This is a genomic window from Flavobacterium amylolyticum (assembly GCF_048284335.1).
GTDB lineage: Bacteria > Bacteroidota > Bacteroidia > Flavobacteriales > Flavobacteriaceae > Flavobacterium.
This window is the reverse complement of record NZ_JBLVPG010000004.1, coordinates 14,420-29,806: the sequence shown is the minus strand read 5'-3', so window position 1 is coordinate 29,806 and position 15,387 is coordinate 14,420. Positions and strand designations below refer to the sequence as shown.

General features: G+C 35.6%; 9 protein-coding genes. 3 read left to right on the top strand and 6 right to left on the bottom strand.

Annotated features, from left to right (window positions below):
• Positions 1–3: 3 nt before the first annotated feature.
• The 6 genes from ACNQF9_RS13210 to ACNQF9_RS13185 all read right to left on the bottom strand — a co-directional run bounded on the left by ACNQF9_RS13210 (position 4) and on the right by ACNQF9_RS13185 (position 12,870).
• Positions 4–1,779, bottom strand: a complete 1,776-nt coding sequence (locus ACNQF9_RS13210) for an AMP-dependent synthetase/ligase (protein WP_417990370.1) — start codon at positions 1,777–1,779, stop codon at positions 4–6.
• 758 nt (positions 1,780–2,537) lie between these two features.
• Complete coding sequence (locus ACNQF9_RS13205) at positions 2,538–3,311, bottom strand: DUF2971 domain-containing protein (RefSeq protein WP_417990369.1); 774 nt, start codon at positions 3,309–3,311, stop codon at positions 2,538–2,540.
• A gap of 210 nt (positions 3,312–3,521) precedes the next feature.
• Entirely contained in the window at positions 3,522–7,175 is a 3,654-nt protein-coding gene (gene purL, locus ACNQF9_RS13200) for a phosphoribosylformylglycinamidine synthase (protein ID WP_417990368.1), read from the bottom strand.
• A gap of 91 nt (positions 7,176–7,266) precedes the next feature.
• Positions 7,267–9,102: an endonuclease gene (locus ACNQF9_RS13195; RefSeq protein WP_417961283.1), complete on the bottom strand. Its 1,836-nt coding sequence runs from the start codon at positions 9,100–9,102 to the stop codon at positions 7,267–7,269.
• Positions 9,103–9,415: 313 nt separating this feature from the next.
• On the bottom strand, positions 9,416–11,185 hold the full coding sequence (locus tag ACNQF9_RS13190) for an endonuclease (RefSeq protein WP_417961281.1): 1,770 nt from the start codon (positions 11,183–11,185) through the stop codon (positions 9,416–9,418).
• Positions 11,186–11,343: 158 nt separating this feature from the next.
• Positions 11,344–12,870, bottom strand: a complete 1,527-nt coding sequence (locus ACNQF9_RS13185; RefSeq protein WP_417990367.1) for a hypothetical protein — start codon at positions 12,868–12,870, stop codon at positions 11,344–11,346.
• Between the two features lie 116 nt (positions 12,871–12,986).
• Here ACNQF9_RS13185 and ACNQF9_RS13180 point away from each other — a divergent pair, with 116 nt between their 5' ends.
• The 3 genes from ACNQF9_RS13180 to bshB1 all read left to right on the top strand — a co-directional run bounded on the left by ACNQF9_RS13180 (position 12,987) and on the right by bshB1 (position 15,344).
• Positions 12,987–13,421, top strand: coding sequence for a PaaI family thioesterase (locus tag ACNQF9_RS13180; protein ID WP_417990366.1), 435 nt, complete (start codon positions 12,987–12,989; stop codon positions 13,419–13,421).
• Between the two features lie 37 nt (positions 13,422–13,458).
• Entirely contained in the window at positions 13,459–14,529 is a 1,071-nt protein-coding gene (locus tag ACNQF9_RS13175; RefSeq protein WP_417990365.1) for an isochorismate synthase, read from the top strand.
• 98 nt (positions 14,530–14,627) lie between these two features.
• Positions 14,628–15,344 (top strand): bacillithiol biosynthesis deacetylase BshB1, encoded by a 717-nt coding sequence (gene bshB1, locus ACNQF9_RS13170; RefSeq protein WP_417961273.1) that lies wholly within the window; start codon positions 14,628–14,630, stop codon positions 15,342–15,344.
• The last annotated feature ends 43 nt before the right edge of the window (positions 15,345–15,387 follow it).

Here is a 15,387-nt window from a genome sequence, read left to right as displayed (position 1 = left end):
TGGCTAGTTATAGATTTTATGGAATAAATCAGAATATTTCTCCATTACAATTTTTCTTTTCAGTTTTAAAGTAGGAGTAAGTTGTCCGCCTTCTATAGACCAAATATCAGGAGTAAGCTCAAAACGCTTTATTTTCTCCCAATTTCCAAATTTGTCATTCAAAGCATCAATTTCTTCCTGTATTCTTGCAATAACTTTTTCATTTGAAACAATTTCTTCATTACTTTTTCCAATATTAATTCCATGAATAACAGCCCATTCCTTAATGAAATCAAAACTGGGTTGAATAAAAGCTGCCGGCATTTTTTGTCCGTCACCAATCACCATGATTTGTTCAATGAAACGGGATTGTTTCATGGTGTTTTCGATTAATTGTGGGGCAATATATTTCCCTCCAGAGGTTTTAAACATTTCTTTTTTGCGATCTGTAATTTTCAAGAATCCGTCTTCGTCAAAAACTCCAATATCACCAGTATGAAAATACCCGTCTGTAATTACTTCATTTGTTAATTTCTCATCTTTGTAATAGCCCATCATGACATTAGGTCCTTTGCAAAGGATTTCACCATCATCGGCAATAATAACGGATACATTATCAATCACTTTTCCAACAGTTCCCACTCTGAAACCACCATTTCGGATGTCATTTACAGAGATTACTGGAGAGGTTTCGGTTAAACCGTACCCTTCCATTACGGGAATTTCTGCAGCAGCAAAAACTCTGGCCAGTCTCGGTTGCAATGCGGCACTTCCGGAAACCATTAAGTCCAGGTTTCCGCCTAAACCTTCTTTCCATTTGCTGAAAATCAGTTTGCGAGCAATTTTGAGTTTTAACTCATACCAAAAACCATTTTTACCATACGGCTCATAAATTAGTCCTAAATCAATGGCCCAAAAGAATAATTTTTTTTTGATACCTGTTAATTCGGTTCCTTTAGCATAAATTTTATCGTATACTTTTTCTAAAAGTCTTGGAACCGCTGTGATTACAGTGGGTTTTACTTCTTTGATGTTGTCACTGATTTTTTCAATGGATTCTCCAAAATAGATGGAAACGCCATAATATTGGTACAAGTACAAAATCATTCGTTCAAAAATATGGCAAATAGGGAGGAAGCTCAAAGCCCTAGTTTTTCCTGCTTCAAAAGGAATTCTCGACGCACTGTCTAAAACATTAGAGACAATGTTTTTATGGGAAAGCATGACTCCTTTTGGTCTTCCTGTTGTTCCGGAAGTGTAAATAATAGTCGCTAAATCTTCTGTTTTTACGTTGTTTTTACGGTTTTCAACTTCACTTTGATTGCCCGTATCTACACCTAGTATCAATAATTCATTCCAGTTTTTACAGCTTTCAATTTCGTTAAAAGAATACACTTCTTTAAGTGTAGGAACTTTATCTTTAATTAAATTTACTTTTCGAAGCACTTCAGCATCGGATACAAAACAATACATGGCTCCGGAATGATTTAGAATGTATTCATAATCATCTTCAGAAATTGTAGGATAAATAGGAACCGTTTGTGCGCCAGTTTGCAACACGCCAATATCCATAATATTCCATTCAGTTCTATTATTTGAAGAGATGATGGCAATTTTGTCATCTTTCTGAATACCCATTTTTAATAGTGCCCTTGAAATAGCATTTGCTTTTGCTATATATTCTTGGGTAGAGGTTTTTACCCAAACACCATTCTGTTTGCTTACTAAAGCATCTGGAATTGAAGTATATTTATCTTGCTGATAATAGGGAAAATCAAAAAGTCTGGTTATAGAAGTCATTATTCGAATGTTGAATTGACTCGCAAATTAAATAAAAATTAATAATAATTTTTAATTTTCAAAAATTAAATGGAAAATTAAACCAGAATTATTCCATTTTACGAAAACGTTTTCTAGAAATAAAGTTTAATAGACTGATTTTAAGCTAAAATGTTGGTACCGCATGAATTTTGGATTAATAGATTACTCTTTAGAATCTTTGCTTCTGTCTCCTACAAATGAATATTATATTTTGTTAATACAATTGTTTTTGATTGATTAAAATCCCAAAAATGTAGCTTTTTATAAAGCTAAGTTGTAACTTTACACTAGAGTACGTTACCGTTGTAAGGCAGTTTTTTGAAAGTGATTAATGGTTTGTATAGTGTTTTAGAATATATAAATTCTGTTTAATAGTATTGTTACTAATTTGATAGGTTGGCACAATGGCATCAAGTACATAGGGGTTTTCCAACCTTCCGTCTATGACCAACGAAATCGTACACGAGTTTGATACCCATTGATTAGTAGTATAAAAGGATAGTATTAAACAGAATTTTTTAGCTGTATAAAGTTAATAGGAACTTTCAAACCGAGTTGCATAAAAAAAGCGCTCCTTTTCGAGAATGCTTTCTGTATAAAAAAATATTTTTTATCATAGAATGCGCTACCGATTTTGGTATATCAGCGCGGTTGGGGTTTGCCTAATCTTCCAAATACAAAACCATATTTAAATTAAGCCAAATACCCAAATTGCTTGTAGCGTGTGTTGTGAGCAGTTATAGTTCATATCTTACCATTCCAAATTTATATGGTTCTCTGCTTGCGCCATAGACTTTAATGTTCTTTCGCTTGCAGATTTTTACAATTTCCTCAGTATCTTCTCTGCTCGAATTCATACCCACAATTACTTCCTCTATAATCCCCTCATTTAAAATTATTTTTCTATCATCATCAGTTGGGATTTCAGGGAAGAATAGTTTATTTAAACGATATTCTTCTTCATATTTCCAATCTTTCGCTTTATATTGAAGTTGTAAGAATGGAGTTTTTTCATCAACTTCTAATGGATTTATTATTGGGAAATCATCTGAGTAAATTACTGAACCACCAAAACCAAAGTGACCAGAAGTTCGCATTTTTTCTTCATTGAAGCCTACGCAAAAACCTTTATGAAGATTAGCGTAATGGGACCACATTAGAATTGAATTCCATCTTGAACTTAATGAAATTATTCCATGATTTTGGTCAAATGTTGACAATTCAAAAGCCTCAAACATATCCCAATATTCTTGAATATTAGTTAATCTATATTTTAAAGTTTCAATAAAATTTTCTGTCAGCTCTGTTTCGCTTTCTTCTTGTTTTTTTTGGATATAACTTGAGATTTTTTCAGGCGTATCTAATGACAAATAATGTGTAGATATTTTACAATCAAATGGATCATTAAAAGTGCCAGGACTTGCTAGATAAATTTCGTTACTGTTTAATATTTTGCGATGATTTTCGCAAGACCAGTCTCTGTATTTGTATATTGTTTTTGGTACGTTCATTTCTTGATAATTGCTCACAACTTGTATATATGCGCTACAAAATAGCGCATATACATCTCATTTTGGCTGGATAAGCGCTACTGTGTAGCGTATTACTTTCAAATATACGCTTTAATTGTTTTCTTACAAATTTCTTAAGGGATTTTAAATTAGTTCCCACAAAAAAAGCGCTCCTTTTCAGGAACGCTTTCTATATAGTAAATCAAAAAATTAGTTTTTATCCATCCATTTTCTGGCATTGACAAAAGCTTCATGCCAAGGCGAAACTTCATCGTTACGGCCTTTTGGATAATGCGCCCAGTTCCATTGGAACGTAGAACGCTCAATGTGTGGCATCATAACCAAGTGACGTCCTGTTTTGTCGCAAAGCATTGCAACGTCAAAATGAGAGCCGTTTGGATTAGCTGGATAGCCTTCATAGGCATATTTAGAAACGATGTTATAATTTTCTTCACCCATTGGTAAATTGAATTTCCCTTCTCCATGCGAAACCCAAACTCCAAGTGTACTTCCTGCTAATGAAGAAAGCATCACTGAATTGTTTTCCTGTACCGTTACCGATGTAAAAATACTTTCGTGTTTGTTACTTTCGTTGTGTAACATTTTCCCGTGTATTTCATGCTCTGGATTAATCACTTCCAATTCCATAAACAATTGGCAACCATTACAAATTCCAACAGACAGCGTATCGTCTCTTTTGAAGAAATTGTCTAAAGCTGTTTTCGCTTTTTCATTGTATAAAAAGGCTCCGGCCCAACCTTTGGCAGAACCCAACACATCTGAATTGGAGAATCCTCCAACAGCCCCGATGAACTGAATGTCTTCTAACGTTTCACGACCTGAAATCAAGTCGGTCATGTGAACGTCTTTTACATCAAAACCGGCCAAGTACATCGCATTAGCCATTTCACGCTCCGAGTTACTTCCTTTTTCACGGATAATAGCGGCTTTAGGTTTTGGCTTAGAGTTGTCAATAACTGGTTTTTTTCCTGTAAAATGTGTTGGAAAAGTATAGTGTAACGCTTGGTTTTTGTAATTGTCGAAACGCGCTTGAGCCGTTCCGTTTTTCGATTGTTTTTGGTCTAATAAAAAGGAAGTTTTGTACCAAATATCTCTGTATTCTTTTATGTCAAAAGTCAAAAGTCCAAGGTCTAATGTCGCTTCATTTGTAGCTGTTCCTAATTTATAGAAAGAAACGGCATTGGCGTTTAATTTAGATTCTACATGAGCATCCGATTTTGCTTGGAAAACAATTCCGATATTTTCAGCAAAAAGATATTTGATAATGTCTTTTTCTTCGAAAACAGAGAAGTCTATTTTAGCTCCTAAATTTACATCGGCAAAACACATTTCTAATAAAGTAGTAATTAATCCACCACTCCCGATGTCATGTCCTGCAAGGATATTATTATCTAAAATTAATTCTTGAATAGTGTTGAAGGCTCTTTTGAAAAAAGCAGCATCTTTAATCGTTGGTACTTCTTTTCCAATAGTATTCAATGTTTGTGCAAACGAAGAACCGCCTAATTTGAAATCATCTTGCGATAAATTAATGTAATAAATAGAACCGCCGTCTCTTTGTAAAACGGGTTCCACTACTTTTCTAATGTCGGTACAATTTCCACCTGCTGAAATAATGACTGTTCCTGGGGCGATTACTTCTTCATTTGGATATTTTTGTTTCATGGAAAGGGAATCTTTTCCGGTTGGAATATTGATCCCCAGTTCGATTGCAAAATCCGAACAACCTTGCACTGCGGCATACAAACGAGCATCTTCTCCTTCGTTTTTACAAGCCCACATCCAGTTAGCAGACAATGAAAGTCCGTCTAAACCATCTTTAATTGGTGCCCAAACAATGTTAGACAATGCTTCTGCAATGGCAGTTCTACTTCCCGCAACAGGATCAATTAATGCTGCAACAGGAGAGTGACCAATCGAAGTCGCTACTCCCTCTATTCCTTGATAATCCAAAGCCATTACACCACAATTGTTCAATGGCAATTGCAAGGGTCCGGCACATTGTTGCTTGGCCACTTTACCACCCACACAACGGTCTACTTTGTTGGTCAACCAGTCCTTACACGCAACCGCTTCTAGTTGAAGTACTTGCTCTAAGTAGGTGGTTATGTTTTTCTTGTCGTATGTTAAATCAGTATAATTTCTTTTGATCGTTTTGTCCGTCATCACCACTTTTGGAGAACTTCCAAAAAAGTCTTCTAACGCAAAATCCATTGGCTTAGCACCTGTTGATTTTGATTCGAAAGTAAAACGATGGTCTCCGGTTACGTCTCCCACCTGATACATTGGAGAACGTTCTCGGTCGGCAATTTTTTGCAACAAATCGATATTTTCCTTAGCAATAACCAATCCCATTCTTTCTTGAGATTCGTTACCGATTATTTCTTTTGCCGAAAGGGTAGGATCTCCCACAGGCAATTTATCTAAATCAATTAATCCACCGGTATCTTCCACTAATTCCGAAAGACAGTTTAAATGTCCTCCAGCTCCGTGATCGTGAATCGAAACAATTGGATTGATATCGCTTTCTACCAAACCACGAATGGCATTGGCAGCACGTTTTTGCATTTCTGGGTTCGAACGTTGGATCGCATTCAATTCAATTCCTGAACTAAAAGCACCGGTATCTGCTGAAGAAACTGCGGCTCCACCCATTCCAATTCTATAATTTTCACCACCAAGGATAACAATTTTATCGCCTGTTTGTGGTTTTTTCTTAATTGCTTGGTCTAATTTTCCGTAACCAATTCCACCCGCTTGCATAATAACTTTGTCAAAACCTAGTTTGCGAGCGTCTTCTTCGTGTTCGAAAGTCAGGATAGAACCTGTAATTAACGGTTGTCCAAATTTATTTCCAAAATCAGAAGCTCCGTTGGACGCTTTGATCAAAATATCCATTGGGGTTTGATACAACCATTCTCTTTCGGTCATACCATTTTCCCAAGGTCTGTTTTCGGCTAAACGAGAGTATGAAGTCATGTAAACTGCCGTTCCTGCCATTGGCAACGAACCTTGTCCACCTGCTAAACGATCCCGGATTTCTCCACCAGAACCCGTTGCAGCCCCATTGAAAGGCTCCACTGTTGTTGGGAAATTATGTGTTTCTGCTTTTAATGAAATAACAGAATCAAATTCTTTTATTTCATAAAAATCAGGTTTGTCAGCGCTTTTTGGAGCAAATTGTTGTACTCGAGGCCCTTTTACAAAAGCAACATTGTCTTTGTAAGCCGAAACTATATCGTTCGGGTTTTCCTGAGATGTTTTCTTGATTAATTTGAATAAAGAAGATTCTTTTTCTTCGCCATCAATTATAAATTTTCCGTTGAAAATCTTATGACGACAGTGTTCTGAATTGGCTTGTGAGAAACCAAAAATTTCAGAATCTGTTAGTTTGCGTCCTAATTTAAGCGCCAAAGTGTCTAAATAATCGACTTCTTCTGGACTTAAAGACAATCCTTCTTTTTTATTGTAGGCAGCAATATCATCGATATCCAAAATGGCTTCCGGAAGTACATTGATAGTGAAAATATCTTGATTTAACTCAGCGTATTTTTGCGAAAGCATCGGGTCAAAATCAGAAAAATCAGCGGTTGCTTTGTGAAATTCTTCGATTCTGATGATTCCGGAAACTCCCATGTTTTGGGTGATTTCCACAGCATTAGTGCTCCAAGGCGTAATCATAGTGGCGCGAGGACCAACAAAAAAATCCGTCAATACGGATTTTTCTATTTTATTTGAATCGGCAAAAAGCCAGTTGAGTTTTGAAATGTCTTGAGCCGAAATTTCGTTTTGCGTATGTACTGCAAAAACAGTTTTGCTTTGGTTTTCAAAGAAATGGATCATTGTAGTTTAGTTTGTTGTATTGCGGTGCAAATTTAGTCAATTAAGATTAAATTTTGAATAAAAAAAAAGCGGCAATTTGCCGCTTTTTTAATTAGTTGATTATTAATTTCTTGATGACCGAATTAGAATCAATGGTAACTCGAACAAAGTACGTTCCTTTCGCACTATTGGGTAGCGTGATTTCTGAATTGGTACTGTTTTCTTCTCCGAAAATTTTCTGACCAATAATAGAATAAATTTCTATAGAATACACTTTATTCGAATTGTTGATAGCGAAGTTTCCATTGGATGGATTTGGATAGAGAACAATATCATTTATATCTAAAGTATCGCTGGCTTTTGGCGTTTTTTCAACCATACGGCTACCTAAATTGTTACACGTATCTGATGTGAAGGAATCCCATTGGGTTGTTTTATTGAAAGTAGTCGTTGGTGATGTAACGGAAGCTTTTCTTCTTAGGGTTTGATCCGCTGCAAAGTTTGCAGTTCCACCGTTAAAAGTTCCAATGATATCAATTAAGACTCCATTTTTGAATAAACCTACAGCATCATTCCCATTAAAAGTCATTTCAGTTGCTGATGTAGAAAGGTTTGCTGAGCTTGTAGGATAACAGGAGGAAGCCATAGAACTATTTACGATTGTGTATTTACTACCGTTGTTCAAAGTCCCTGTTAGGGCTAATCCTGTACTCCAAGCACCAGCTCCATTCGTTTGCTTTTTGATGCGATAAATCGATAAGTTAATTGCTGTACCCGTTGCATTTGAAATCTCCAATGCCTTGTTGTTTGATGAGCCTTCAATATATTCCGAAAATAATAAATCGGTTGCAGCAGAGCCACCGGTAGGACTAGTTGTTGCATTTACCGTATTACTCGCTCCAGAGATATTTCCTGCAGCGTCTGTAGCTTTGACCGAGAAAGAGTAGGCAGTAGAAGCGGTTAGTCCAGAAATAGTTGTTGTTGTACTGGTTACTGTTGTTTTTAAAGCACTGTTCAGGTATACATTATATCCATTCACCCCAATATTATCAGTGGAAGCATTCCAGCTTAATGAAACGGAGTTTGATGTAGTTCCAGAAGCGACTAAACTCGTTGGAGTGGTAGGTGCTTGTGCATCTGCAGTCGGGTTCCAGATTGCTTGTACATATTCCGGATGATCAATGTATGGATTCCTATTGTTTTGAGCCGTGTAGATAGCATTATTACGATCAATTTCTCGGGTACTTACCGGATCTTGATTGTGCCAAGTGATCAATAAGTTTAAAAAAGCGGTTGTAAAAACTTGATTGCTGGTGCCATTGAACATCGCATACGAATAACCTGCAACTGTATTTTCGTAACGGGTGGCAAAATAAAAATACATTCGGGCAATATCTCCTTTAAATTCATTAATAGGTTCGAATATAGGTCCAGAATAACCAGCAGTTGTACTCGCTCCAAGTTTACTACCGTTTAAAGAAGTCCAAGTTGCAGAAGTTACCGGTCCGTGCGGATAATTAGACCGTTGGCCATTAACTTTTCCGTCTGTGGGTGTGATGAAATGGGCATCTGAAACCATTGGAGCTGCTGAACTAAAAGTAGACTGCGGAATGATGTGCTCTCTATTGTAGCAATCGCCTTCTACGCTGTAAGTACCACATCTTTGGGTGGTGCCGGAAGAATAGGTGTAGGGATCTGTTCCTGAAGGATTTTCAGAATACATGTCTAATATGGTAGCATCATTTTCAAAGTAATAATCCCTGTCAGAGGTCTGATAAATAGTGTACAAACCTGCATATCCGTTATCGGTATGCCCTTTTATGATATTGTATAGTTGCGTTTTTAAGGTGTAACCCGTTCCGGAGGCATTAGTGTAATAGCCACTTGGAACTTGTGCACTTGCGGTCATGATGAATAACAATAATAATACAGAGTAGATTTTTTTCATAATTTAAAGTTGTTTTAGGTTATGGGGTTGTTACCGTTTTTAAAAACGGTAGGCGCGCAAATTTATAACTTTTATGATGGTTTATGTTAATAAATTATGAAGATAATTATGGTTTTGTTAACATAAATGCTAATAGTTAAGGTAAAGTAGTTGTAATCTTACTTTAAGAAAGTAGCCAAAAGAAAGAGATCTATTTAGGCTGGATAGTAGTAAAAAAATGTAATTTAAATTATAGAAAAAAAGCGAGGGTAGCGCCAAAAGCAACACAAAAAAGCGGCAATGTAAGCCGCTTTAATTTACTATTTCTTGCAAATTAGTTTACAATTAGTTTTTTAGTAACCGATGTAGAATCATTTGTTATTTTAATTAAATAAATTCCTTTTTGTAGATTGTTTATCGATCCAGATGAACTGTTACTATATTCTTTATCAAAAATTTTCTGTCCCGAAATTGAAAAGACTTGAACAGAATGTTTTTTATCTGAATTATCGAAATTTATTTTGACATTTCCATTCGAGGGATTTGGAAAGATTTCGAAACTTTGTTCTTCCAGTTCTTTCACTGCAAGTGAAGTAGCGCAAGTCCAAGAAAGGTCGTCAAACCGAACTCTATTGGTAGCAGAACTATTATCTGTAAAACTTACTATTACATTTCCTGTTATATTAAGACCTGAGATACTTGTAGTTGTAGCAGTTGAGCTGTAAGGGATCGTACCTACTTCAGTACCGTTGACACGTACTTTAAAAGTTCCACTAGATCCAGAAAAAATAAGTTGGGTCGTTATTGTTAAATCTTTGATTCCATTTGCAACATCAGAAGAGGTAAGAGTCCCATTTCTAATTGTTATTGCTCTTGCATTTAACACTTGGTCTGTACGAGAATCAGTGGCAGTCCAGGTTATTCCAGCATTAGTCCAGGTTTGTGTGCCATAAGAACTTGCATTTACAGGAATTGTTTGAAAATCTTCCGAGGCACAAGAAGTTGTGCCGGCAGCGGGAGCTTTTGTGGTTCCTTGTACAGTGGTACTGGCAACCGAAGAATTTCTTTCGGCATCTCTAGCTATACTATAAAACGAATAAGTTGTAGCTGCAGCTAATCCAGTCACAGTAGCCGTTAATCCAGTCACTGTAGTTTTTAAGCCTCCGTTTACATACAGATCATATCCAGTTACACCAACATTATCTGTAGCAGCTGTCCAAGTCAAAGTAGCGGAGTTTGATGTTGTAGCAGTAACGGTTAAGTTAGTAGCTGCAGTAGGAGCTACCGTATCTACAACCTCAGTTTGCCAGACAGCCGTAGCATATTCAGGATGATCTATATAAGGATTTCTGTTGTTTTGACGCGCATAAATAGCATTGTTACGAGCAATTTCTCTGGCGCTTACCGGATCTTGATTGTGCCAAGCCAATAACTGATTTAAAAATGCAGTAGTAAAAACTTTATTAGTTGAATTGTTAAACATAGGGTACGAATATCCGGCAACAGTATTCTCATAACGGGTTGCAAAATAGAAATACATTCGGGCAATATCTCCTTTAAATTCATCTATTGGTTCAAAAACCGGACCTGTATACCCTGAAGTTGTACTCGCTCCAAGTTTACTTCCATTTCTAGTAATTTCAGTTGCACTCGCTACCACGGAATGTGGGTAATTAGATCTAATCCCGTTTACTTTTCCGTCAGTAGGCGTAATAAAATGTGCATCAGAAACCATTGGGGATTGTTCATTAAATACGGATTGTGGGATAATATGTTCTCTATTGTAACAGTCTCCTTCATTGGTATAGTTTCCGCATCGTTGCGTAGTTGCAATAGTGTACGTATATGGATCAGCACCAGCAGGGTTTTCAGAGTACATATCTAAAACAGTTCCGTCCTTTTCAAAGAAATTATCAATATCAGAAGTTTCATAAGTGATGTATAAACCGGCATAATCCTTTACAGCATGGTCTTTAATAATGGTGTATAATTGTGTTTTTAATGTGTAACCTGTACCGGTGGCATTCGCATAATATCCAGTTGGAGCTTGAGCATAACCTAAGATACAAAGAAATAAAGAGAGTAGCGAGTAGATTTGTTTCATAGTCTAATAAACGATTAGTTTTGTTTAAATAAATTTGATTTGTTAAAGTAAAGTCTCAACAAAAATAATATTTGTAGCGCTACTAGATGTTACTAAATGTTTAATTAAATCAAGAGTTCTTCACTGTTTTAAAGGTATGGAGGGCTATTGGCAAAGATCTATTTTGGAAAGGTGTTGTTTTGATAGGCGCCTAAATCTGGAGGGAGCGTTCTGGTATTTCCAGTAATATCTAATAAAATCAAATATGCTGGATTTCCGTTAGCGAAAGCGGCAGAAGTATGGTCAATATTAAATTTGTTCTGTGAAACATTCAGGAATTTTGGATCCTTGTTTAAAAGTATAGCATTGTAATGTGCTGGGTCTGTATTGAATTGATACTTTGGATTCGTTGTAAATGAATTGGATATGTTGTCAAATTTAATTAGACAATTGTTGAATTGATATTTGAAAGTAGCATCCGTCTTTTTATTTATAATCATTTCGTTAGCATACGAACCATAAATGATGCAGTTATTGAATGTTGCGGCTGTAAGGTCTTTTACTTCAGGACTTGCTCCAGGAATATTATTACTGACTAAAACAGCTACTTGTTGTGAACTGTTCCAGTTGTTATTGAAAGTACAATGGGTGAATTTATAATTTCCGCCATATGTGCAGGCCAGACTCGCTTGTCCCGCATTATTGATGACTAGATTTTCTCCATCTATTCTTGCGGTCTGCGCTAAAATTCCGTAGTTACTGCTATTGTAAATTTGGGTGTTTTTGACGGAAACGGTTGTGCCATCATTATTTTGAATCAATAATCCAATAGTTGCATTCTTGATAGTAAGGTGATTAATACTATTATTAGTACTGCCATCGATAAGCCAAATGCTTCCCCATTGTCCAGGCACATCCGAAAAATCTGGTTCAAGTCGGTCACCTTCAAAAATGACTTCGTTCTCTAGTTTATTAGTAATAGATCGTCCCCCATTCACTTGGATCGACGCTTTGCTGGCAACAATAAGTCCAGAATTAGCATGAAAATGGACTCGGGCTCCCGCTTCGAAAGTTACCGTTTTATTAGCAGGAACAGCTGCATAGCCATAAATCACATACGGTTTTGTATTGGTAAACAACAATTCATTGCCATTTGTAGAGTCAGTATCATCAAGATAAAAACCATCAATTTTTTCTTTACCAATAGGGAGAGTTTCGGTGGTTCCATCCGCAAAACGTTTTGGATATAAAAAAACGGCATCTTGTATAAGGGTTACCAGTTCCACATTTTGAAGATTGGAGCCACTATCAAATTGAATTTGGTCCGTGTATAAAAAATCGGTTGGGTTGGCATCGGCAATATTAGCGGTAGTTTCTATGAAAATATACAAACTGTCTTTTGCCAAAAGAACTATATTATTGAATGTTTTTCCTTCTGTTCCCTGCATTCCATCTACCGTCATTCGGTATTTTGAATTTAATCCTTTCCCTAATTTAATACTTGGAATAGTGATGTCATTTTTACTTTTGTTGTATACTTTGAGTCTATAGGTACTGGAACCTATATTGGTAAAAACAGTATCTAAGTAGATGGTATCTTTTGAAAATTTCAAATCACCTGAACTGGCTACAGTTTCAAAATCAGAACGGCAAGAACTAATAGCGAATACTATTCCAATATAAAGCAATACTATTTTGAGACGCATTCAATTAGATTTTTTGTAAAAATAGGAAAAATCTATTTTGAAATCAGAATAACAATTGTAATTACTGTTATGGAACTCATCTTTTATTTATTTTTACATTTTAAAAATAAATAATTATGACATTCGCCAAAGAAAAAATACTTCAATATTGCAATGAAATTTCTAAAAATACTCTCATGCAAACCTTGAATATTGAATATACTGATGCAGGAGAAGATTTTTTAGTAGCAACAATGCCCGTAAATCCATTGGTACATCAACCTATGGGTCTGTTACATGGAGGTGCATCTGTGGCTTTAGCCGAAAGCGTGGGAAGTGCTGCTTCAATGTTATATGTAAACGCTGAATTGAGTGAAGTTCGTGGAATTGAGATTTCAGCCAATCACTTGAAAGCAAAAAGGGAGGGAGTTGTAACAGCTACAGCTAGAATTGTTCACAAAGGGAGAAGTATCCATCTTTGGGAAATCCGAATTACTGATGAAAACGATTCATTAATTTCACTTTGTAAGTTGACAAATATGATTTTGCCAAAAAGGAAAAATGTGAATTGAGTAGTTTTTTATTGAAATTTATTTTTAAATGTAATATATGATTGATTTTTTTATAAAAGTAAAACAACACAAAGCTCAAAATTTACCTTTTGTATTGTACAGAAAACCAAATAATATTAAAGTAGTCGGATTTTTTCAAAATAACGATCATTTGTATTTTGCTGAAAATTTTGAAGAAACTGGTTTTGTTTTTGCCCCATTTGAAGGAAGCCAAATGATATTGATTCCTAAAAATCAATCTGTAAAATGGGAAACTCTAATCACTTCTTGTAAGGAAAAAGATGATACTGAAATCATATATTCAGAAAATGATCAAGCTAAAGTACATTTTGAAATACTTGTTCAAAAAGGAGTTGATGCTATTGCAAAAGGGACTTTAAAAAAAGTAGTCCTATCCAGAAAAGAAATTGTCGACTTGTCCGTTTTCGATCTTGTTTCAATTTTCGAAAAATTAATTGAAAAGTATCCAACTGCTTTTTGCTATTGTTGGTTTCATCCAAAAATAGGATTATGGATGGGCGCTACACCAGAGCGATTATTAAAGTCCAATAATAATACCTTTTATACGATGGCATTGGCGGGCACGCAAAAAATTAAAAACACAACGGAAGTTGTCTGGAAGAAAAAAGAAATAGAAGAGCAGCAATTTGTTACCGATTTTATATTGAACAATCTAAAGAACCTTACTTCCGAAGTAGCCGTTTCTAGCCCTTACACTCTACAAGCAGGAACTTTAGCACATATTAAAACAGATATTGAAGGGATAATTAATGAGAATTCAAGTTTAAATACACTAGTTTCCGTTTTGCATCCAACCCCTGCCGTGTGCGGATTGCCAAAAGAAGCCGCTAAAGAGTTTATTATTGAAAATGAAGGCTATGATAGAGAATATTACACGGGGTTTTTAGGGGAATTGAACAAGGAAGGATTTCATAAAGAAGAATTAAAATCTGATTTGTACGTCAATTTACGATGCATGCAAATCAAAGATCAACAGGCGTATTTGTATGTGGGCTGTGGTATTACAAAAGACAGTATTCCAGATAAAGAATGGAAAGAAAGTGTCTATAAATCAATGACAATGAAAAAAATATTAGATCTGCAATAGTTGTAGAGATATAATTTTTGTTTCATACAAAAAAACAAATGGTTATAGATTTCAGATGATCTATAACTTTAAAAAAACAGAACTTTAAACGAATTGAAATGAAATTAGATATACTTGCTTTTGGTGCGCATCCTGATGATGTGGAATTGGGTTGTGCAGGAACTATTTTAAAGGAAATCTCTTTAGGAAAAACAGTTGGGATTATCGATTTGACCCGTGGGGAATTAGGAACTCGTGGTTCAGCAGAAATTAGAGATCAAGAAGCGAATGCTGCTGCAAAAATTCTGGGGGTTACAGTGCGAGAAAATTTAGAAATGCGAGATGGTTTTTTTATGAATGATGAAAAGCACCAATTGGAAATCATAAAAATGATTCGCAAGTATAAACCAGAAATCGTTTTGTGTAATGCCATTGATGACCGTCATATTGATCATTCAAAGGGAAGTAAACTGGTATCAGATGCTTGTTTTTTATCTGGATTAATGAAAATCGAAACCTCATTAGCCGGAGAGAAACAAACGGCATGGCGACCAAAATTAGTGTATCATTACATACAGTGGAAAAATATAGCGCCGGATTTTGTGGTTGATATTACCGGTTATACGGATAAAAAAACGGAATCTATTATGGCTTATGGTTCTCAGTTTTATGATGCAACTTCTAACGAACCTGAGTCGCCAATAACCAGTAAAAATTTCTTAGAAAGTCTAAATTATCGATCGAGAGATCTAGGAAGACTGACAGGAGTAGAATACGCTGAAGGTTTTACGGTAGAAAGATATTTGGCAGTCAATAGCTTAGGAGATTTGATATGAATTTGATGTAAATTTTTAAAAAAAATATTTGCAGAAGTAAACT

Excerpts from the sequence above, each read along its gene's own strand:
- ACNQF9_RS13210 (WP_417990370.1), bottom strand. The coding sequence starts at position 1,779 with ATGACTTCTATAACCAGACTTTTTGATTTTCCCTATTATCAGCAAGAT.
- ACNQF9_RS13205 (WP_417990369.1), bottom strand. The coding sequence starts at position 3,311 with ATGAACGTACCAAAAACAATATACAAATACAGAGACTGGTCTTGCGAA.
- purL (WP_417990368.1), bottom strand. The coding sequence starts at position 7,175 with ATGATCCATTTCTTTGAAAACCAAAGCAAAACTGTTTTTGCAGTACAT.
- ACNQF9_RS13195 (WP_417961283.1), bottom strand. The coding sequence starts at position 9,102 with ATGAAAAAAATCTACTCTGTATTATTATTGTTATTCATCATGACCGCA.
- ACNQF9_RS13190 (WP_417961281.1), bottom strand. The coding sequence starts at position 11,185 with ATGAAACAAATCTACTCGCTACTCTCTTTATTTCTTTGTATCTTAGGT.
- ACNQF9_RS13185 (WP_417990367.1), bottom strand. The coding sequence starts at position 12,870 with ATGCGTCTCAAAATAGTATTGCTTTATATTGGAATAGTATTCGCTATT.
- ACNQF9_RS13180 (WP_417990366.1), top strand. The coding sequence starts at position 12,987 with ATGACATTCGCCAAAGAAAAAATACTTCAATATTGCAATGAAATTTCT.
- ACNQF9_RS13175 (WP_417990365.1), top strand. The coding sequence starts at position 13,459 with ATGATTGATTTTTTTATAAAAGTAAAACAACACAAAGCTCAAAATTTA.
- bshB1 (WP_417961273.1), top strand. The coding sequence starts at position 14,628 with ATGAAATTAGATATACTTGCTTTTGGTGCGCATCCTGATGATGTGGAA.